This is a genomic window from Parasutterella secunda, from assembly GCF_023336895.1.
In the GTDB taxonomy this organism is placed as follows: Bacteria; Pseudomonadota; Gammaproteobacteria; order Burkholderiales; family Burkholderiaceae_F; genus Aphodousia; species Aphodousia faecalis.
Genome location: NZ_JAMBLT010000008.1, coordinates 49,400 through 70,094 on the forward strand (window position 1 = coordinate 49,400; position 20,695 = coordinate 70,094).

The 20,695-nt window shown below is 48.6% G+C and carries 14 protein-coding genes; 5 read left to right on the plus strand and 9 right to left on the minus strand.

The features are described from left to right. Positions 1-8: 8 nt before the first annotated feature. The gene (gene gap / locus M3080_RS07130) at positions 9-1,037 is read left to right on the plus strand and encodes a type I glyceraldehyde-3-phosphate dehydrogenase (RefSeq protein WP_022472982.1); all 1,029 of its coding nucleotides are present in this window, start codon (positions 9-11) and stop codon (positions 1,035-1,037) included. Between the two features lie 57 nt (positions 1,038-1,094). On the opposite strand, the gene M3080_RS07135 is transcribed toward gap, so the two are convergent. The 3 genes from M3080_RS07135 to M3080_RS07145 form a co-directional block, all read right to left on the minus strand. Continuing rightward, positions 1,095-2,405 (minus strand): NCS2 family permease, encoded by a 1,311-nt coding sequence (locus M3080_RS07135; RefSeq protein ID WP_249092494.1) that lies wholly within the window; start codon positions 2,403-2,405, stop codon positions 1,095-1,097. A 57-nt stretch (positions 2,406-2,462) separates the two neighbouring features. After that, positions 2,463-3,752 (minus strand): amidohydrolase, encoded by a 1,290-nt coding sequence (locus M3080_RS07140; protein ID WP_249092495.1) that lies wholly within the window; start codon positions 3,750-3,752, stop codon positions 2,463-2,465. Positions 3,753-3,834: 82 nt separating this feature from the next. Then, positions 3,835-4,746: a DMT family transporter gene (locus M3080_RS07145; protein ID WP_249092496.1), complete on the minus strand. Its 912-nt coding sequence runs from the start codon at positions 4,744-4,746 to the stop codon at positions 3,835-3,837. Between the two features lie 206 nt (positions 4,747-4,952). On the opposite strand from M3080_RS07145, the gene dcuC reads away from it, so the two are divergent. The 3 genes from dcuC to M3080_RS07160 are packed head-to-tail and all read left to right on the plus strand — an operon-like array spanning position 4,953 to position 8,157. After that, positions 4,953-6,320 (plus strand): C4-dicarboxylate transporter DcuC, encoded by a 1,368-nt coding sequence (gene dcuC, locus M3080_RS07150; RefSeq protein ID WP_022472986.1) that lies wholly within the window; start codon positions 4,953-4,955, stop codon positions 6,318-6,320. A 17-nt stretch (positions 6,321-6,337) separates the two neighbouring features. After that, the gene (locus tag M3080_RS07155) at positions 6,338-7,621 is read left to right on the plus strand and encodes an amidohydrolase (RefSeq protein ID WP_022472987.1); all 1,284 of its coding nucleotides are present in this window, start codon (positions 6,338-6,340) and stop codon (positions 7,619-7,621) included. Between the two features lie 2 nt (positions 7,622-7,623). Beyond that, positions 7,624-8,157, plus strand: a complete 534-nt coding sequence (locus M3080_RS07160; RefSeq protein WP_022472988.1) for a MarR family winged helix-turn-helix transcriptional regulator — start codon at positions 7,624-7,626, stop codon at positions 8,155-8,157. Between the two features lie 99 nt (positions 8,158-8,256). On the opposite strand, the gene hydG is transcribed toward M3080_RS07160, so the two are convergent. From hydG to M3080_RS07185, 5 genes are all read right to left on the minus strand, one after another. Then, positions 8,257-9,675 (minus strand): [FeFe] hydrogenase H-cluster radical SAM maturase HydG, encoded by a 1,419-nt coding sequence (hydG, locus tag M3080_RS07165; RefSeq protein WP_249092497.1) that lies wholly within the window; start codon positions 9,673-9,675, stop codon positions 8,257-8,259. 194 nt (positions 9,676-9,869) lie between these two features. Next, positions 9,870-10,826, minus strand: coding sequence for a phosphatidate cytidylyltransferase (locus M3080_RS07170; protein WP_022472990.1), 957 nt, complete (start codon positions 10,824-10,826; stop codon positions 9,870-9,872). 1 nt (position 10,827) lies between these two features. Beyond that, positions 10,828-11,421, minus strand: a complete 594-nt coding sequence (locus tag M3080_RS07175; RefSeq protein ID WP_022472991.1) for a lysophospholipid acyltransferase family protein — start codon at positions 11,419-11,421, stop codon at positions 10,828-10,830. Positions 11,422-11,563: 142 nt separating this feature from the next. Next, on the minus strand, positions 11,564-12,370 hold the full coding sequence (locus M3080_RS07180; RefSeq protein WP_249092498.1) for a carbon-nitrogen hydrolase family protein: 807 nt from the start codon (positions 12,368-12,370) through the stop codon (positions 11,564-11,566). Between the two features lie 14 nt (positions 12,371-12,384). Continuing rightward, positions 12,385-16,419, minus strand: a complete 4,035-nt coding sequence (locus tag M3080_RS07185) for a YhdP family protein (RefSeq protein ID WP_249092499.1) — start codon at positions 16,417-16,419, stop codon at positions 12,385-12,387. A gap of 160 nt (positions 16,420-16,579) precedes the next feature. On the opposite strand from M3080_RS07185, the gene glnE reads away from it, so the two are divergent. After that, entirely contained in the window at positions 16,580-19,396 is a 2,817-nt protein-coding gene (gene glnE, locus M3080_RS07190; RefSeq protein WP_249092500.1) for a bifunctional [glutamate--ammonia ligase]-adenylyl-L-tyrosine phosphorylase/[glutamate--ammonia-ligase] adenylyltransferase, read from the plus strand. A gap of 58 nt (positions 19,397-19,454) precedes the next feature. Here the strand turns inward: glnE and M3080_RS07195 are convergent, their stop codons facing one another. After that, entirely contained in the window at positions 19,455-20,534 is a 1,080-nt protein-coding gene (locus M3080_RS07195; protein WP_022473438.1) for an NAD(P)/FAD-dependent oxidoreductase, read from the minus strand. Positions 20,535-20,695: the final 161 nt, after the last annotated feature.

Here is a 20,695-nt window from a genome sequence, read left to right on the forward strand (position 1 = left end):
TTTTCAAAATGACCATTAAAGTTGCCATTACGGGTTTTGGCCGCATCGGTCGTAACGTGTTGCGCGCCCACTATGAATTGGGCAAAAAGCACGATATCGAAATCGTGGCCATTAACGCCATGGGTGACATCAAGACCAATGCTCATTTGTTGCGTCATGACACGGTTCACGGACACTTCAACCACGAAGTGAAGGTTGAGGAAGTTTCTGATACGGAAAAGTACCTGATTGTTGATGGTGACCGCATGCGCGTGTTCTGCGACCGCGATCCCCGCAATCTGCCCTGGAAAGAATTGGGCGTGGACGTTGTGCTCGAATGCACGGGCGCATTCCGTACCAAGGAAAAATGCTTGGCCCACTTGGAAGGCGGTGCTAAGAAAGTGTTGATTTCGGCTCCGGGTAAAGGTGTGGACGCTACGGTGGTCTACGGTGTTAACCAAGACGTCTTGACCAAGGACATGACCGTTGTTTCCAATGCTTCCTGCACGACAAACTGCTTGGCTCCGGTTGTCAATGCTTTGCATAAGGCGATCGGTGTTGAACGTGGTTTGATGACGACGATTCACGCATACACCAATGACCAAACGTTAACTGACGTTTATCACAAGGATCTCCGTCGCGCTCGTTCCGCAACGCACTCCATGATCCCTACCAAGACCGGCGCTGCCGCCGCTGTGGGTCTTGTGTTGCCGGACTTAAACGGTAAGCTTGACGGTTTTGCCGTGCGTGTTCCGACGATCAACGTCTCGTTTGTGGACTTGACCTTTGAAGCCAAGCGTGATGTGACGGTTGAAGAAATCAATGCGGTGATGAAGGCTGCTTCTGAATTGCCTGAAAACCAAGGCATTTTGGGCTACAACGATGAACCGCTCGTTTCCATTGACTTCAACCACGATGCGCACTCTTCTATCTTTGACGCCACGTTGACGAAGGTCTCTGGTACGCGTTTGGTGAAGGTGACGGCTTGGTACGATAACGAATGGGGCTTCTCTTGCCGTATGCTCGATACGGCTTGCGCCATGATGGCCGCCCAATAATTCGTTTCTGAACTGAACGAAAAAGGAGCGCTCTCAAAAGTGGAGCGCTCTTTTTTTTCAGCGCATCATAAAGTTGATGCCAAAAGCCAAAGCAACAAGAATTGTCACGATGTTGAGATCTTTGGTTTGATTTGTCAGTAGCTTGAGAAACACATAACTGATAAAGCCCAATCCGAAACCGGTTGCCACATTAAATGTTAAGGGCATTGTGATGATGGTCAGGAAAGCCGGCATACCGGTTGAGAAGTCTTTGAAATTAATGTGAACAACGGATTGCATCATTAATCCACCAACCACAATGAGCGCTGAAGCGGTGGCGTAAGCCGGAACAACTGTCACAAAAGGCAAAGCAAATAGACAGAGCAAAAATAGGATGGCGCTGACAATGGGGACAATGCCAGTACGTCCGCCTTCGGCGATTGCCGCGGCACTTTCAATATAGCTTGTGCAGGTGGGTGTGCCGATGACACCTGAGGCCATGGTTGCAACAGAATCCGAAAAAAGCGCCTTTTCCAAGCCTTCAATGTGTCCGGTTTTGTGATCGAGCATATTGGCGCGAATGGATAGACCAATCAAGGTTCCCATGTTGTCAAATAGATCCACCATCGTCAGCGTGAAAACTATGGTCACAATGCCATAAGCAAAAACAGAATTGAAATCCAATTCAAAGAAGGTTTCGCTGGGTGTCAGTGAGGAGGGAGTGCTTAGTGTTGACAGATCAGGAAGCGGCGAGACACCCAAGAGTAATCCTAAGATAGTGACGGCCAAGATGCCGATAATCATGGCTCCTTTAATCCGTCGAACCATTAATGCGCTGATTAAAAGGACACCTAAGGCAGCTAAAAGCGGTTCAGCCTTGTGCAAGTTTCCTAGAGCAACGAAAGTGGAGGGATCGGCCACAATCAGTCCGGCGTTCTTCAAACCAATGAATGAAATAAAGCAACCTAAACCGACAACAATGGCGTGCTTAATATCGGTTGGCACCGCGTCAATGATCAGTTGACGAATTTTGGTGACCGTCAACAAAAAAAAGATGACGCCGGAAATAAAGACGGCTGCCAAAGCGGTTTGCCAAGAGAGGCCCATCGGTCCGCAAACGTAATAAGAGAAAAAGGCGCAAATGCCAAGTCCCGGTGCAACGATAACCGGAAAATTAGCCACTAATCCCATTAAGAGACTGGCAAACGCCGTGGCCCAAATAACAGCAATCGTCGCAGCCTGCAAATTCATGCCGGCATCGGCCAACATGGCAGGAATCACGAGCACGACGTAGCAAACGGTGACAAAACCCGTGAAGCCTGCCATCAGTTCCCGGCGCCAGTTTGTATTTTTTTCTTCGAACTTGAAAAATTGAGCAAGAAACTGCATCCCAGTATTCCTGAAGAGAGAGTGACCTCAGGGATTGAGTCCTGAGGCCTATTATGATTATTGGGCGGAATCAGAATTTAAGCGTTCCAGCATGCGGACAAAGATTTCAAAACCTTCGGGCATACTTTCTGTGTCTTGAATTTCAAAGTCACCTCTGTGGTGGCCGTGGTGGTTGCAGCCATAGTAAAAGAAGGTGGCTTGACCGCCGTGTTTTTGAACCGTCTTCATCAACAATGAGCAGTCTTCGCTGCCGGTGCAGGAGTTGATATCAAAGACTTTCTTAACAGTGGGGACTTTTTTCGCCTCTTCTTCAAGCATGTCCGATAGGGCGGAGTCCGAGTGGATGTCGGTAGCCATGCCCATCACGTCAATTTTGTATTGAACGCCGTAGCTTTCGGCAGAACCTCGAATCATTCGCTCTGCCGTTTCTTGCATATAACGATTGATTTCATCGTTTTTGCCGCGAACTTCCAATTCCATTTTGGCGTGAACCGGTACGACATTTCGTCCTTCGCCGGCTGAAATAGTGCCGATGTTGACACTGGTGTCACCTTTTCCGTGACGGGCGATGCCCATGATTTGCATAGCGGCTGAGCAAGCGGCCATCAAAGCGTTGCGCCCCAATTCGGCGGCAGCTCCCGCGTGAGCCGGGACACCGGTGAAAGTAACATTCATTTTGGTGGTGGCAAGGAAACCATTGCGAATGACCGCCACTTCGTGCAATTTGGCATCAACACCGATGTGACCGCCAACCAAATAATCGACGTCATCCAAATTCTTGGAGTAAGCGATGCCGGCGGCCCCTTTAGTGCCTTCTTCTGCCGGTTGGAAAATCAGTTTGATGGTTCCTTTGAGCTCTTTGGCATTGTCATGAATCCAATGGGCAACAGCTAGACCCATGGCCGCATGGGCATCGTGTCCGCAGGCGTGCATGAGACCGCAGCATTCACTGTCAAAACCTTCACGATTCGCTTCATTGGAGGCATCGTGATTTTCTTCAACATTGACGCAGTCAATATCAAATCGTAAAGCAGTAACAGGTCCCGGTTTACCGGTTTCCCAAACAGCCATGCAGCCCGTGTAACCTTCGAGTTCTTTCAGAAGTACAGGATCCATGCCAAGCTTTAAAGAGCGTTGCATCGCTTCTTCAATGACTTTTTCTTCGCGACCCAAAGCGTGTTCGGTGTCAAACAAAGCTTTGCCGAGAATTGTCTTAAAGCCTAATTCGCGAACGCGCTTGACGATGGTTTGAGTGGTAAGAAATTCTGTCCAGGCAATTTCAGGATGGTGGTGGAGATGGCGTCTTGTCTCAATCATCTCCGGGATATAGGCAGCTAAGTGCAGCATGAAGAGTTTCCTCCGTGAGAGTATCTGCGATCATTGTAGTCAAAAATGATCGCAGACTTCTCAAAAAGAAAAACTCTATTCGTTAGGAGGCTGTGTTTTGTTTTTGTTCAGATCGTAAAACCAGAGCCAGACCGGCAAGAATGGCCAGCAATCCCAACGTGGCCCAGGGGTTAACATTTTCACCCACAACGACGATGGCTAGGACAAAGGCGGTCACGGGTTCCAGAAGTCCCAGAGCCACACAGGTTGAAACCCGAGTGGTTTTAAGCGCGGTTCCGTAAAGCAGATAAGCAAAGCCCGTTACGACAACACCTAAGTAAAAGACAATGAGGATGTCTTGAAAGACAATTTCGGGCGTTTGAGAAAAGATCCAGGCAGCCAATAAAGCAATGACAGCGGCCACGGTAAATGAGTGAGTTGAGGCTCTCAATGGGGTAGTGATTCGAACTAATTCTTTAGCAAGTAAGGAGTAGCTTGAGTAAAAGAAGCCGGCTGTGAGGCAAATACCCAAACCAAAGGCACTGACTTCAATATTTTCAGCTTGTGAAACGGCCATCCAAATGCCGCCCGCAATGGCAACAGCAACACCGGTAAGCCACAAAGAGTCGGGTGCTTTGCGTTTAATCACGGCTTCTAGGATACCGGCCCACACGGGGGCGGAGGCGATGATTGTGCAAGAGCCAAGCGCAACGCCGGCAATTTTGACGCCACTAAAAAATAAGAGATTAAACATGGCCATGCAGCAACCTGCGGCTATCACTTTTAAAAGGTAGTGATCTTCACCTTTAGCAGAAGCGTTTGATGGTTGTAATTGACGTTGGCTAATAGCGAGCATGGGGTAGAAAAAAAGACAGGCACACACTAGACGCAACGCTCCCACCCATAAGGGAGAAAGTGAGGGACTCGTGATAAATGTTTGGGCGGTTCCGGCCGTTCCCCATAAGATTGCGGCAAAGGCTGCCAGAATAAAACCCGGAAAAACAAAGTTCATCATGAAAAAAAGTAATACTGAAAGTCATGCAATAACGGAATTATAACCAAATATCTTCATGTGAAGATACTTTTCGAAAAGGCATTTACCTCTTAAAGAATGGCCTTTTGGTGTATTTATCTATTGCCCGAGTGGTGGAAGTTGCGTATAGTGACCTCGGTCTCTTTTTTTAAATCAAAAAGCTTATTTTTCTCTTGTAAGGATAGGTAATGCTTGAATTAATTATTTGCGTGGTGGCACTTGTTATTGCCGGTTGGGCAATTGCTAAAAACTACGACGCCAAAGTTGTGCTCTTTGCAACGGGCTTGGTGCTTTTAGCTGTTGCAGTGATGCTTGGTCATCCTGCCGTGAGTGCTAAGGCATCTTCCGGCTTAAATTGGGTTGATCCGTTTAAAGCGATGAAAGATCTCTTTATCAGTCAATATTCCAATGCCGGTTTAATCATTCTGACTCTTTTCGGTTTTGCTGCTTATATGTCGCATATCGGTGCCAATGACATGGTGATCCGTGTGTTGAGCAAACCGCTTGAAAGAATTCATTCGCCGTATATTCTCGTACCGTTAGTTTTCTGGGTCGGTACGTTGCTCTCCATCATTATCCCGAGCGCCTCGTCTTTGGCTGTTATTTTGATGGCTACGCTTTACCCGGTGCTTCGCGCCGCTCGTATGAGCGTCTTGACAGCCGCTGGTGTGATCGCCACAACGGCAACAATTGTTCCGACACCGCTCGGCGGGGACAATGTGGTGGCCGCTCGTGTCTTGGGCTTTGATCACGTGGTTGACTATGTTTTCTATCACCATGCTCCGATCACGATTCCGGCCTTGATTGTTATTGGTATCGTTCACTACTTCTGGCAGCGCTACATGGATAAGCGTCAAGCCGGTCAAGTTTCTGCCGAAATTGATGAAAGCAAACTCAAAGTACGTGATTTGACGGGAGTTCCTGTTTACTACGCACTTTTCCCGGTTTTGCCGTTGATTTTGGTGATCTTCTTCTGGGCTTGCTTCAGACACGCTAAGGTGGGCTTAGTTGAAATTACCCTTTTCTGCTTTGCATTGGCTTTCATTTGCGAATTAGTTCGCAAGGGTAACGTTAAGCAAGGTATGAAGGACGCTAATCTCTTTTTCAAGGGAATGGGTGAGGGCTTCTCTCAGGTTGTGGTGTTGATTGTGGCGGCTTCCACCATGGTGGCGGGGCTCCGTGCCATGGGCATGATTGACATGATTTCCAACTCTATCGCCGGTGTTGAAAACGCAAGTGCAGGCCTCATGTTTGCCTTCTCCGGTATCACCGCCTTGATTACGTTTATCAGTGGTTCGGGTAACGCGGTTTTCTATAGTTTCATCGAGTTGATTCCGTCCATTGCTCAAAACGCCGGTATTGATCCGATCATGGTCGCTTTGCCGATGCAATGTACCTCGAACTTGATTCGTTCCATTTCGCCTGTGGCCGCAGTAATTATTATTGTGGCGGCTTCCGTGCGTGCCAATCCGCTTGAAGTGGTTAAGCGCACCTCTGTACCGATTTTGGCGGGCTTCATTGCCGTGATGGTTATGTCGTTCGTTCGCTATATCTAATTTGAAGGAGATTTGTCATGGCCTATTTAGAACCGATCTCTCAAGAGTGGTTGATTGCCAAGCGTCGCGAAATTCATGCTTGGCCGGAACCTGGTTGGTGTGAATTCGTCTCCAGCGCCCGTGTTATTGAACACATGGAAAAACTGGGTTTTAAGGTCTTGTGTGGTTACGATGTGATCAACAAGGACTTTATTCGCGGTGCAATCAAGCCACAAATTGCGAAGTTCTACGAAGCAGCTCAAAAGAAGGTGAGTCCGGAAATCCTTGAACGCATGCAAGGGGTAACGGGTGTGATCGGTGTTTTGGAGACCGGCCGTCCCGGTCCCACGATCGGTTTTCTCTGCAACTTGGATGCCCTTCCTGTGACTGAATCGAGCGATCCTGAACACGCTCCGACAAAGGAAGGTTTTGCTTCCCAAATCCCAGGTTACATGCACGCCTGCGGTCATGATGGACACCAAGCTGTTTTGATGGGTTTGGCTACATGGTTGGCTGCTAACAAGGATCAGCTTTGCGGTACCGTTAAACTCATTTTTGAACCGGGAGAAGAAGGTTCTCGTGGCGGTCGTCCGATTGCTGAAAGCGGTGTCTTGGATGATTTGGACTATCTCTATTGCGGTCACTTGGGTTGTGATATCCCCGGTGGTGAAGTGGTCACCGCTCCGGAAAAATTCCTTTGCACGACCAAGGTTGACTTCCGCTTTAAGGGAACGCCGTCTCACGCAGGTATGCAGCCCGAAGTAGGTCGTAATGCGTTGATGGCAGCCTCAACGGCAAGTTTGGCTTTGATGGCTATTCCTCGTCACGGTCAAGGCATGACGCGTGTTAACGTCGGCTATATGCGCGCAGGTGAAGGTCGTAACGTGATCGCTTCGACGGCTGAAATGCAAGTGGAAGTGCGTGGTGAAACGGAAGCGATTAATAATTGCATGTTTGAAGAGGCCGTGGCTCGTGTCAACGGCGCAGCCGCTATGTACGGTTGCCAAGCTGAAAGCGAAGTGATGGGCGAAGCCATCGACTTTGTGAAAGACGAAGAAGTTCAAAACGATTTTGCTGAAGCAGCTCAACACGCTAAGTACTGCACGAAGATCAGTGACACCATGAACTTTAACGGCAGCGATGATGCGACCGTTTTGATGCGCCGAGTACAAAACAAAGGCGGTAAGGCCGGTTACGTGGTTGTCGGTTCTGAATTAAAGGCTGGTCACCATCAAGCCAAGTTTGAATTTGAAGAATTCCGTCTGCAAGAACTCTTTGACATCTATCACTATCTGGCCATTAAGCGCTTAGGAGCAAAATAACCGTGACGGAAGATACCAGTCGCAATTTGAAGGACTTTGTCGATTCGCTCGAAGAAGAGTGGAAGGCTCAGGTTCCGACTTTAAGCACAGAGCCGATTTCGGTTGTGGCGCGTTTAGTTCGCATGAGCTACTACGTGGAGCGGCGCGTGGCTGAAAACCTCGCCCGCTACGATCTCACCCGTGGTGAATTTGAAGTGTTGGCTGTTTTGACACGTAATCCCGATGCGGTGATTACGCCCAAGATTTTGCAAACCAAAATTTTGATCACTTCGGGTGGGCTGTCCAATCGAATCCGTAAGCTTGAGGAAAAGGGACTGCTTGAGCGCTTTCCGGATACGGGTGACAGACGAGGCGTCATTTTGAAGGCTACTGAAAAAGGTAAGGCTCTGACACTGGACGCAGTTAACTCCCACGTTGAAGTGGAGCGGCAATTTGCTTCTTGTTTAAGCGTGGAAGAGCAACGCGAATTAGCTCGATTGCTCAAACATATGATTCTGTCTCAGCAGCGCGAGTTAAACCGCAACAGTTTGCGCTAAATAGCTGAAAGTGTGCTCTGGCTTTGCCAGCTTCTGGCAACAGAAAAAACGAACCGGCGAAAAGTTTAACAATTCGCCGGTTTGTTTTTTTAGAAAAAATTAGAATCGGAAATCGCGTTCGCCTTCTTCAATTTTTTGAAGGCGAATCACGCTGGCTTTGCGGATCTTTTCATGGACAATCTTCGGAATTTCTGCCTCAATGACTTTTTGTGCGGCTTCACGTGTAGCCGGGCGGGCGTAGTCTTGAGCGTATTCTTTTAGCGTCATGATGGCATTGGCTTGGCAATACGTGGCGATTTCACCGGTTTTGGCCAATGACATAAAACGGTCTCCGGTTCTGCCTGCGCGGTAGCAAGCGGTGCACCAACTGGGCAGGTAGCCGCCGTCCAATAGCCATTTCACCACCTCATCCAACGTGCGGCGATCGCTTGTTTCAAATTGGGCGGAGTTCTCTTCCTTTTCTTCCTCAAGGACATAACCGCCAACGCTTGTGCGAGAGCCGCCACTGATTTGTGAGACACCCATTTCAAGACACTTGCCGCGCACGCGTGCCGATTCGCGCGTGGAAATAATCATGCCGGTGTAGGGAACGGCCAAACGAATCAGTGCAACAATCTTTAAAAAGAGCTCGTCAGGAACGGCGTTGGTAAAGGTCCTCGGGTCCACATCATCGGCCGGGCAAATGCGCGGCACACTAATGGTATGCGGTCCAACACCCCAGACCGCTTCCAAGTGTTCCGCGTGCATTAAAAGACCAACGAAATCGTAGCGGTAAAGCGTCAGACCGAATAAAACGCCTAAGCCCACATCATCAATTCCGCCTTCCATCGCGCGGTCCATCGCTTCTGTGTGGTAAGCGTAGTCGCTCTTTGGGCCCTTTGGATGCAGCAGTTCGTACTGGACTTTGTGATAGGTTTCTTGGAAAAGTTGGTAAGTACCGATACCGGCTTCGTGAAGTTTTTTGTAATTTTCAACCGTGGTTGCCGCAATATTGATGTTGACACGGCGAATGGCACCGTTTTTGTGCTTAATGGAATAGATCGTATTGATGCATTCCAAAATGTACTCGATGGGGTTGTAGCGCGGATGTTCTCCTGCTTCGAGTAAAAGACGTTTGTGGCCCATATCTTGAAGGGCAATGACTTCCTGACGGATTTGTTCTTGTGTGAGTTTTTTGCGAACAATGTGTTTATTTTTAGCGTGGTACGGGCAGTATGTGCAAGTATTGACGCAGTAGTTGGAAAGATAAAGCGGGGCAAACAGTACGATACGATTGCCGTAGATATGCTCTTTAACCTTTTTGGCGGTTGCAAAAATTTCGTCGTTTAAATCCTGTTCTTCGCAAGCGAGTAAAACCGCGGCTTCTCTGTGAGTGAGGCCTTTAAAAGCTTCTGCCTTTTTGAGAGCAGCTTGAATGTATTCGCGGTCATGTTTGTGCTCTTCGGCAAAGGCCAGCGACGCTTCAATTTCTTCGTGAGAGATGAATTCTGTGGCGACTTTTGATTTGGGGTCGTACATAAAAGAACTCCGGTAGATGAAAAGATACTTTTTAGTGTATGCCCGAGAAGTCTTTAAATGGCGGATTTAAGTTATACAAAAGTATAAATATTTCAATAAATAAGCATTAAAACGGCATTTACAACCCTCTTTAGAGGTATATATTGTGCGGACGCAAAAAAAGAGCTCCCAACATTGGGAGCTCTCAAAATGATTTACCAATTGGCCGAGAAGTAGGCCTGTGTAATGTGATAGTAAATCGGAGCGGAGAACATCAGAGGGGCGAGACGTTCAAGGTTGCCGCGGCCGATGTACTTGTCACCGTCCAAAAAGCGGCTGCCTAAGGAGCGCTTAACAGACGAGATGACGATATCACCGAAAGCACCGGTTACCACGATGATGGTGGCCATAACCAAGGCCTGCCATGTTCTAAAGGGCGTCATCCAGAAAAGCGCATAACCGACAAGGATGGTGATAAAGCCGCCCACCAAAATGCCTTTAACTGTTTTGTGCGGGTTGTCTCGCAGGGTCTTACCGCCGAAGTAGGAACTGGCCATAACGACGAAGAGATCACCCAAGAAGACAATCAAGAGGTAAAAGAGCAACAGCAGCGAAGGGCTAGAGCCAAAGCGTGTGATGTCAAAATTCATGATGGCCGGGGCATGGCTGATACAGTAAACACTTAACATCACGCCCCATTGAATTTTGGCTACACGTTCAAGGAATCGGTCATTGTCCGGACGCAGGGACATCAAAACGGGCAGCAGCAAGAAAAGGTAGACCGGAATAAATACGGTGAAAAGCCAATAGCGGTCAAGCCCAATTAAGATGTACTGAAGCGGAATGACGATATAAAAAGAGACAACGAGCGCCCAATGGTCCGAGACTTTAATCGGAGTCAGGGCAACAAACTCTCTGAAGGTGAAAAAGCTCACCAAGGCAAAGACAATCAAAAGGACGTTTTGACCGGCCCAGAACGCCAAAGTGAAAACGATAATAAGCCACCAACCCATTTTGACTCGGGAGTTGACGACACGGATCCGTTCGATTTGTTCCGGAGCGACGGCTTTGCGAATAGCCCATTGGCAATAGCTTGTCCCGATGATGGCCAAAAGCACCAAGACAACCAGAACCAGCGTATAGGTTTCTTGTAAGGTAATACCCAACCGCATATTAAGCCTCCGACAATTTAATGACCGCTTCGCGGGCTCTCGTCAGAAATTCTTCTTTCGGATCCTCGGGCGTGAAGGGCAAGGGAGCGCCAAAACGGACAGAGCAAACCGTGGGCACGGGGATTAAAACACCTTTAGGCATGGCTCGGTAAAGGTTTTCAATGTAAACTGGAATCAATTCCACGTTTGGGAATTCACGCGCCAAGCGCCAGATACCGCTTTTGAATTCACTCGGTATGGCCTGAGGGCGACGCGTGCCTTCCGGGAAAATAATCATGGAAGAGCCTTCACGCAGGCATTCTCTCAGGGGTTCGAGAGGATCACTGTGTTCGGTGCGGCGGCGGTCGACCAAAACCACATTTAACTCTTCAATGGCAATGCGTCTGCGAATTGCACCCTTCACCCAGTAGTCTTTGGCGGCTACAGGGCGGGTATGTGAGCGAATTTCTTTAGGCAACGACGACCACAGGACAATAGTGTCCAAGTGGCTCGTGTGGTTGGCAAAATAGATGCGTTGCTTATCCGAGGGCGTACTGCCGATCCATTGAGGATAGGCGCCGACTAAAAGTCGCGTGAGCAACACAATAGGCGTCATTAAACGAAACAAGATCAAACCCCTTTTTGATCTTAAGGCCTGATTGCAGACAGGTCTCAAAAATAAAATTAACTCCAAATACAGATAATAATGCAATTGTCCGAAGATGGTGAATGTTGCCGTCAATATCGGCGCAAAAGCATTAAAGCGCGCGGCTCTTCAAAGCGGGCAGAATATCTCTTGCTTGCTTGATGCGGCCCGCCTGAACCTCTGCGAGCAACACGCCTTCGCCTTGTGTTAATTCCGCAACGGTGGCTCCCCAAGGATCAATTAAAATGCTGTGTCCCCAGGTTTGACGTCCGTTTTCGTGATTGCCGCCTTGAGCACAGGCAAGCACGTAGCATTGGTTTTCAATGGCTCGGGCACGTAAGAGGGGATCCCAATGGGCGCGACCCGTAAAGCTTGTGAAGGCCGCAGGTAAAGTGATGATGTCGGGTGTATCGAGCTTGCGGAACAATTCCGGGAAACGAAGATCAAAGCACACGGAAAGGCCGACCTTCCAGGCACCTTCCCAGGTCTCTATGGCAACGGTTTTTACTTCACTGCCGGCTTGTGTTGTTTGAGCCTCTTCGTAGTGCTCATCGCCTCGTTCGAACTGGAAGAGATGAATTTTGTCATAACGGGCCGCCACTTCTCCGCTTGGGTTGTAAACAATGCAGGCATCGATGAAGTGTTGGTCATCATCAGCTTTAAGAGGAATGGTGCCGGCAACAAGCCAGATTTGAGCCTCTTTAGCAGCCTGACTCATCGCTTTTTGCACAGGGCCGTCGCCGAAAGTCTCGGCCGCTGCCACCCAATCTTTGTCGCTTGCGGGCATCAAAGAAAAATACTCGGGCAATACAACCAGCTCGGCTCCGCTTTGGGCGGCCGAGTCAATTAAAGATTTCGCGGTATGAATATTTTCATCAATATTCGTCCCCGAAACCATCTGACAAGCAGCAATTCGCATGATTTTTCCTTTTCTTATTTTTGAGAAGAAGCCGAGGTCTCTGTCGCTTCTCCTACCTTTGTAACAATGGGTTCATCAATTGAACCGGTAATTTTATATTCAGTGCTTAGTAATTCCGATAGCGGCGTCTGAAGTGCCAACTGAGCAATAAAGCTGCCGACGCCTAAAATGGGGTTGGCAACGGCAAGCGCAAGACTGGCTCCGCCTAAACTGATGTCTGGTAAAACCGTAACGGTGATATTTTGCGTGAGCTTATTGAGGTCAATCGAGCCTTCGGCCAATATAGTGGCCTGTGGGCCAATCAGTCGGAACGAATTTGCATTAAGAACGCCATTGGTGATGGTGTCATTGGACGAAATCGAGTCAAAAACAAAACCTTGACCGACCACGTCACGGAAGTCAAAGGTAAGGCGTCTTAATAGTGTTTGCAATGACAACAGTGACAGAATGCGGCCCGCACCGGGTTCTACTTGAAGAATTTGGCCCGAAGCGAGTGTAGTGAAAATTGTGCCGTTTAACGAGTCCGTGTTGAAGTCAACCGGAGCGCCATTCCACTGCAGTTTGGCGTGAACCTGACCGCTGCCGTCGTTGATGACGTGGGCGAGTTTAAAGCGCTCTAGCAATTCGCCTAAATCGTTAACATCAAGGGTTGCTTCGAGCGTTGTCTGGGAGTTTTTCCGTTGCCCGGCGTTCCACGAACCGTTGGCACTTAACGTTGCGTCGCTGTTTGCTAACGAGAATTGCTTTAAGTTCCAGAGAGTGCTCGGACCGTTGCCCTCATTTTCTGCCCAAAGCTTTAGAGCGCCCAAGTTGAAATCTTGGTAGCGCAAATCCTTAATGGTCAAGGCGACAGAAGGCAGAGACTGCGTTTCTTTCGGAGCGACTTTAATCGCTTCATCAACCAGCTCTGGACGTGGAATGTGCAGGTAGTCAAAATTTGCCGTCAAAAGCGGATGAGAGTGGCTCGTGCGCGGCGTGAAGTTAAAGTCGGCTTTTGCCAAAGTGCTCGCAATGTTGCCGCTCCAAGCGCCAGACGGGTACGCTCTCGCATTGACTTTCACCGACTCAAAATTAAGTCCCTTGTAGATTAGACGTCCAATTTGAATATCCGCGCGATTTAAATCCAGCGTTTTCATGTCACGCTTGGGATCAGACGACAGTGCCTCCTGGGCTTCAGTCAGAATGCCTTCCCAGTCTTCCCACTTCAAAGAGGGCGATTGAATAATCAACGCTAAACCATCAGCTGTCGGATTGGCGTTGGAACGTTTACCGACCGAGAGAATTCCTCTTTGGGTTTTAAGCCCCTGATCGGTGTCGTTATAGTGAATTTGCATCCCCAACACTTCATCAATGGAAAGCATCATCTTGGCAGAACACTTTTCCTTTGAAGAGCAGGGGACAAAATCAAACTGCAAGGGCCAAGCCGTATCGGCGGCTTTGTTAAAGGGCGCCGGCGCGTTGCCCTTGATGCCTAAAAGGTTACTGTTGACGTGGATATTGACTCCATGATCAATTTCCACAACGGTGTTAACGGGAGCGGCTCCTTCGGCATGTGTCAGAAGGGATGCGATAGCGGGGGAATCAATGATGCGGGAAGCAGCATAAGGAGTAGCGTTAGCCGATGCCGTAATGCGAATCTTACCTTGATCGTCCGTTGTAATATTGCCGACCGCGTCACATCCATAGACATTAGCTGTGAGAGAACTGCCCCATACACCTTTTTCGGTGAAAGAAACTCGTCCCTGGGCGGCAGCCAATTCCGGCACATTTTGCATCTTGATGGTGTTGCCGTTTAATAAAACGGCACCGGAAACCGCCGTGCGCTCTAAATCCGTGATCGGGATATTAAGTTCCAATTCCAAAGAGGCGTTGCCGGTTGCCGTTGTGCCGACAAAGGGGTTGCCGATCATGGCCGAAACAGGGCTTTGGTTGACCCAATTGGCCATGGCTTGAAGCGAAGCTTGGCTTTTACCTTTGATAATAAGCGGTACGCCAGGGGCGGTGTAGTTTGGGATTTCTGCTGTGACATCCGTGAAGGTTGCGCCAAGCGTTTGACCGCTTTGGGCATGGATGGTCATGGACAGGCCTTCAAAAATAGCTTCACCGTTTATCTTTTCAAAAGTGGGCCACTCGCCCGGTACCCATTGGCCATTTTTATCTTTTTGGTAACTCGGTACATAATCAAGCTTCACGTCTTCGGCCATGCCGGTAATTTTAAAGATATACCCCTTGTCTTTTTGGTCAACAAAGGGGAATTCATCTAACGGACCGTATAGGTCAACGGTGCCGTTTTTGGCAATGCCGCCTTGCAAAGCCGCCTTGAGCCAATCGTTGGTTCCTTTGCCGCCTGCCACAATGGGAATATATTTGTGTGCGGCAGAAGCTCTTAGGTAGTGCAGATCGCCGCGAACTTCAAGAGTGCCGGCTCCGCCCGTGTCCGCCCAACCGCCGTGTACTTGGGCAGAAGCGTCGGTGTTGGAGACTAAAAGACTGTCGACTTTAAATTCAAGCTTGGGTTTTATTGTCCAGGAAGCCTGCATCTGCAGTGTATCTAAGCTGAAATCCTTTTCAAAGAAAATACCGGGAAAGCTTAATGTGCTGTTGGGAGAATCCAGTGTGACCGTGCCACCGGCTTCATCGGCTACGATAGAGCCGGAAATATTGGAAAAACCGAATCGATTGAAATTGTGATCTTCATGTGCGACGTGATCTTGAACGGTCAAGCCCTTAAAGTTTGTACTGAATTCATATCGCTCAGGGGCGTTGACGGGCCCTTGCCAGGAGCTTTCAAAGTTTTCAATAGTACCAGTGGCTTGAAGATCACGAATAAGATTTAGGGCCTTTTCAGAAATGGGTAGTTGAAGGCCGATCGTTGTCAGGGCTCGAAGGTCTAGGGAGGCGATGGTAAGTACGCCGTCATAAAGGTTTTTGTCCTTCCACGTTGCCTCAATCTTGGCATCTCCGAAATATACGGGATCGTTCCCGATGGGTTTAATGACAAGATCTTGCGTACCGAAAGTCAACTGATTGCCATCGAGTGTTTCATTGAGTCGCCCTTGGAGGTAATCAACGCGGATGGGGGCTGAGTCTGAGTTCCAGCGTAGGCTGACGTCATCGAGAGCAACGTCAGCAGTTAACTGTGTGGGTTTGAGGTTTTCAAATTCCAACCAAATATTGGCTTGACCGGTTCCGTCTTGAAGGAAGTGATCAAGGTCGACTCGGCGAGCAATTCGGCCGAAGTTAATAGAAGGGATGGAAGCGTAAACCGTGCCGTAGAGTTTAGCCAAGCGATTGGATGAACCAAACCATTTTTCTCGAAAAGTGGCTCGAAGGTCAATTGGTGTTTTGTTTTGACGAATGGCTGTTGATTGCAGGCCAAAATTCCACGCAATCATATAGCGGTGCAACACGGCGTTTGTGTTGTGTAACAGAACAGGTCTCGGATGATCCACGGTCAAATCAATGTAGTTGAAATCGCCATCAATGATTTCCAGATGTTCTTGAGAAAGAACCCAGTCGAGAACTTTTTGTGCAGTGGCAGCATCGGTTGATGCCGTGGGGGTTGTTGAAGGGGCCGTGTTGATTTCAAAGCCGGCAATATTGAATAAATCTTCCTCCAGCCTTTCAACGTTAAAACGGGGACTAAAGACAACGAGGCGTGAAAAAGTTGGCCTAAATGTATAAAAAGAGGAGAGCGAGAACGTTGCCTGCACCTTGGGCAAAGTCAGCGACGCTCTTTGACCCGGACGCGAAAACGTCATTTCTGTGAGTGTGATGCGAGGGCGTAGCCACTCCCAGTCCACGTGGATGTCCTGAGCTTCAATCTCCGTTCCTGTGTGCTCTTCAATATAACTTTCCAGTTTCGGATAAAACGTTTCAATATTGGGAACGACCCAAAGTCTGACCGCAATCAGTGCAGACGTTAAAAACAGATATAAAAACAAAAGAACCCACCCTGCCGTGCGCAAAAGAAGTCGCCACCTGCCGGGGTGACGGTTGCGCGGCAGTCCAGCCGTATTTTGTAAAGAGCTTGTTTGGGTCGTTTTCAAAAGAAGAGGCAGTTTCCGTAAAGAATGAACGAACTATCCCGAATTTTAGCGGTTTGAGCTTTTTGAAGGAAAATTTTTGGAAAATTTTTCGACTGAAACTTTTCGAAAAAATTACCGGCTCCGCTAAACTGTGTTGCATTAGTTTTCTTTCTGAATCAAAATGCCCCGTTTAACTCTTCAAGCGTTGCCGGATTATTCATTTTTCGTAAAGCGTGCCCTGATGGCGGCCTGCCCAATGGCCGATGACAATGAACGGTTAGGATGGTTAGAGAGCCTAGCCGAAGAGCCTTACAGCCGGGAGAAAATGAAGGCCTTTTTGCAAGGTGCGGACGACTCGGAAACATTAGCCGAGCGCATGCGTCTTTTAAGGCGGGAAGTGTTGCTGACTTTGGTGGCACGGGACGTGACCGGGCGGGCGGATTACTTTGAAGTTGTCCGCACGATGACGGATTTGGCAGAAGAAACGGTCAGTCGAACGGTTCGCGTGCATGCCAAGGCATTGTCATTACGATACGGCGTACCGATGTCGGACTCTGGCGTTCCCCAAGATTTTCTTGTTGTCGGTATGGGGAAATTAGGAGGTGAAGAACTTAATGTGAGTTCCGACATTGACCTCGTTTTTGTCTACGATGAGCAAGGGCAATGTCGGGCAACGTCCGAGTGCCCCAATCCCAGGCGAGAATTAACAAACGCAGAATTTTTCGAGCGTCTTTCAAAAAAAGTCATAACTGCCTTATCGGATATTTCCGGCGCGGGTTTTGTCTTTAGAGTGGATATGAGATTGCGTCCCAATGGCGACTCCGGTCCCATTGTAATCAGCAACGAAATGCTTGAGGAATACCTCTACGTGCAGGGGCGCGAATGGGAGCGTTTCGCGTGGCTTAAAGGCAGGATTGTCAATGAGCCGGTTTTCACTGACGAAAAGACGTTCGGGCAGCAATGCAAAAACCTCTACGATGTTGTGCGTCCCTTTGTCTTCAGACGCTACGTTGACTTTAACGCTATCAGTGCCTTATCAAACCTTCATAAATTGATCCGTGCCGAAACGCAGCGCCGAGAAACCGGTAAGGATTTGGGTATCGATGTCAAGCTTGGTCGGGGCGGAATTCGCGAGATTGAATTCATCACCCAGACATTTCAAATCATTCGCGCAGGCCGAGAACCTCAGTTACGTCTGAAAAGCACTTTGAGCGCGTTGTCGGTTTTAGAAAAATTAGGTGTGATGAACGCAGAGCAGGTCAAGCGCCTCTCAGACGCTTACGTGTTTCTTCGCAATTTGGAGCACGCCATTCAGTACGTTGATGACCAACAGACGCACCGCTTGCCGCCCGATGAGAAAGCTCGCGAGCAGATTGCTGTCCTTTTGGGGTTGAGTAGTTCTCAGATGGTTGAAAAGCTCATGCAAATCCGCGAATACGTGGCGCAGGTTTTTGACGGCATTTTCCAAGTGGGCGAAGAAGAAAATCAGGAAGATGATTGGCCCGAAGGGTGGAGTGTTGGTTTTGAGCGTGCCAAAGAAGCGCTGGCGAATGACCTTGAAAAAATGGGTTATGGAGAGGCCCGTCATTGTGCCGATCGCGTGCTTGAATTAATGGGGTCAAAATTCTTGGCCGCACAGACTGAGTCCGCTCGAACCCGGATGGCGCAGCTTGTAAAACGCATCAGTGAAATGTGCATCAAATTGGCAAGTGACGATAAAGGCGTTGCGCCCGAAGTGATTTTCATGCGCTTTATCACGCTTTTGGAAGTGATCGCGGGACGCAGCACCTACGTTTCGCTTTTAATTCAGTATCCGAAAGTTTGTGAAAAAGTCGCACTCGTTTTAAAGACAAGCGCCTGGGCGGCGGATTATTTGACCGCGCATCCGATTGTGCTCGATGAGTTGGTTGATGAACGCGTAAGTGAACTGGATAACTTTTCGCCTGTCGATTGGAGCGGTTGGCAGGATGATTTGTGGGAAAAATTGCGTGAAGTGGAAGGGGATCAGGAAACCCAGATGAACCTTCTGCGTGACGCTCATCACGCGGCGGTTTTTAAACTTCTGATGGCTGATTTGGAAGGCCGTTTTACGGTTGAACGTTTAGCCGATCAACTCTCTGCGCTGGCAGACGCGGTTTTGGAAATGGTGATTACGCTTGCCTGGCAAACGATTGCCTCTCGCCATTGCGATGTGCCGAAGTTTGCTGTCGTAGCTTACGGCAAATTAGGCGGGAAAGAATTAAGTTATGCGTCGGACTTGGATTTAATTTATCTCTACGATGATCCTAGCCCCGAGGCCAGTAAAAATTACACGAGACTGGTGCGTCGAATGATGAGTTGGCTTACGGTGCAAACCTCTTCGGGCATTCTTTTTGATGTGGATTTGCGCCTGCGTCCTAATGGGGAAAATGGTTTGGTTGTCTCTTCATTTGAGATGTTTAAGCGCTATCAAAGAAATGAAGACGGTACGGGTGCTTGGCCTTGGGAGCATCAGGCGCTCACGCGCGCAAGATTTTGTGCGGGCGACAGAACAATCGGTCAGGCGTTTGAAAAAGAGCGTGAAGCTATTTTGAGATTGCCGCGCGATAAAGCAAAAGTCTTTTCTGATGTGAGCGAAATGCGTGCTCGTATGCTTGAGGGACATCCCAATCCGACCTCGCTTTTTGATGTCAAACACGACCGAGGCGGTATGGTGGATGTGGAATTCGCGGTTCAGGCAATGGTGCTCGCTTACTCACACAAGCATCCGGAGCTGGTCAACAATTTCGGCAATATTCTTTTATTGGAAATGGCGGCTCGAGCCGGTTTGATCGGTGAAGAACTCGCCCAGAGGTGTGTGTCCATTTATCGCAATTATCGTCACATCCAAAGAAAGCATCGTCTGGAATTGGGAGACGGGCCGGTACGGGTTGATCGCTTCGCGCAAAGTGAAAATATCGCGACGGTGATACAACTGTGGAAAACCGTCTTCGGTTCAGAAGGTCCTTTGAGAAAATAACAACAAAAAAAGAGACCAACCAAATTTGGATGATCTCTTTTGGATTAACGAAGCAATGTTAATCGAGAGTTGGAGTCTCGACCCCAAGCACCTTGTGTAGCTTGGGAGACGTTGTCGTGTATTGCAGCAAGGTCTTCTTTTCAGGATGCACAATATCGGCGGCAGCAAAGGCTGCCAGGGCACATTCGTGGAATCCGCAAAGAATCAATTTCTTCTTACCCGGGTAGGTGTTGATGTCACCTACGGCAAAAATGCCGGGGATGGAGGTTTGGAATTTTTCCGTATCAACCACGATTTGCTTGCGATAGATTTCCAACCCCCAATCTGCGATAGGTCCTAATTTGGGCGTAAGACCGAAGAAAACTAATAAGTGGTCAAGCGGCATGCGGCGCACAACACCGTCATCGCCTGTCACGCGGATTTCGGTAAGCTTTCCATCTTTTTCTTCAAAACCAGTGACTTGGCCCACTTCAAACTGCATTTCCCAGTTTTCACACAATTCACGCATCTTGGCAACAGAGGCTGATTGGGCGCGGAAACCATCACGACGGTGCAAGAGGATGACACTTTCGGCTTTACCGACTAGGTTGAGCGTCCAGTCCAAAGCAGAGTCACCGCCACCGCAGATGACGATATTTTTGCCGTAAAAGAGTTCAGGGTCTTTTACTTGGTAGTGAAGTTGAGTGCCTTCAAATTTTTCAATGCCGGGGACGCTTAGGCGCTTCGGTTGGAAACTGCCGACGCCAGCGGCGATGAACACGGTCTTTGTCATAAAGCGCGTGCCTTTATCGGTTTCAACGTAAAAGCGGCCGTCTTCTTCCTTGCGGACAATGGTGACTTCTTCACCTAAGTGAAATTGAGGTCCAAAGGGGTGAATTTGCTTTAAAAGATTTTCCGTCAATTCGCGTGAAGTGCAAACGGGAAGAGCCGGGATATCGTAAATGGGCTTATGTTCATAAAGCTCCATGCACTGTCCGCCCACCATTTTGAGGGAGTCCACGACATGAGCCTTAATTTCCAAAAGACCTAATTCAAAAACTTGAAATAAACCGACAGGGCCGGCGCCGACAATGACAGCATCCGTTTCAATAATTTCGTCGGTTTTCGGGGCAATAGTCAAATAATCTTCAATAGCCATAATGATTTCCAATCGGATAGAACGGCAAAATTATACGAGAGTTTCTAGGCGCTTTGAGCGTTACTGTTGTTCTATTTCTCTTCAAGCGTATTACCAATAGTGTATATGATGAAGGCTTTTTCGTCTGATCCTTGAAAATTGTGTGTCAAGGAACGATTTTT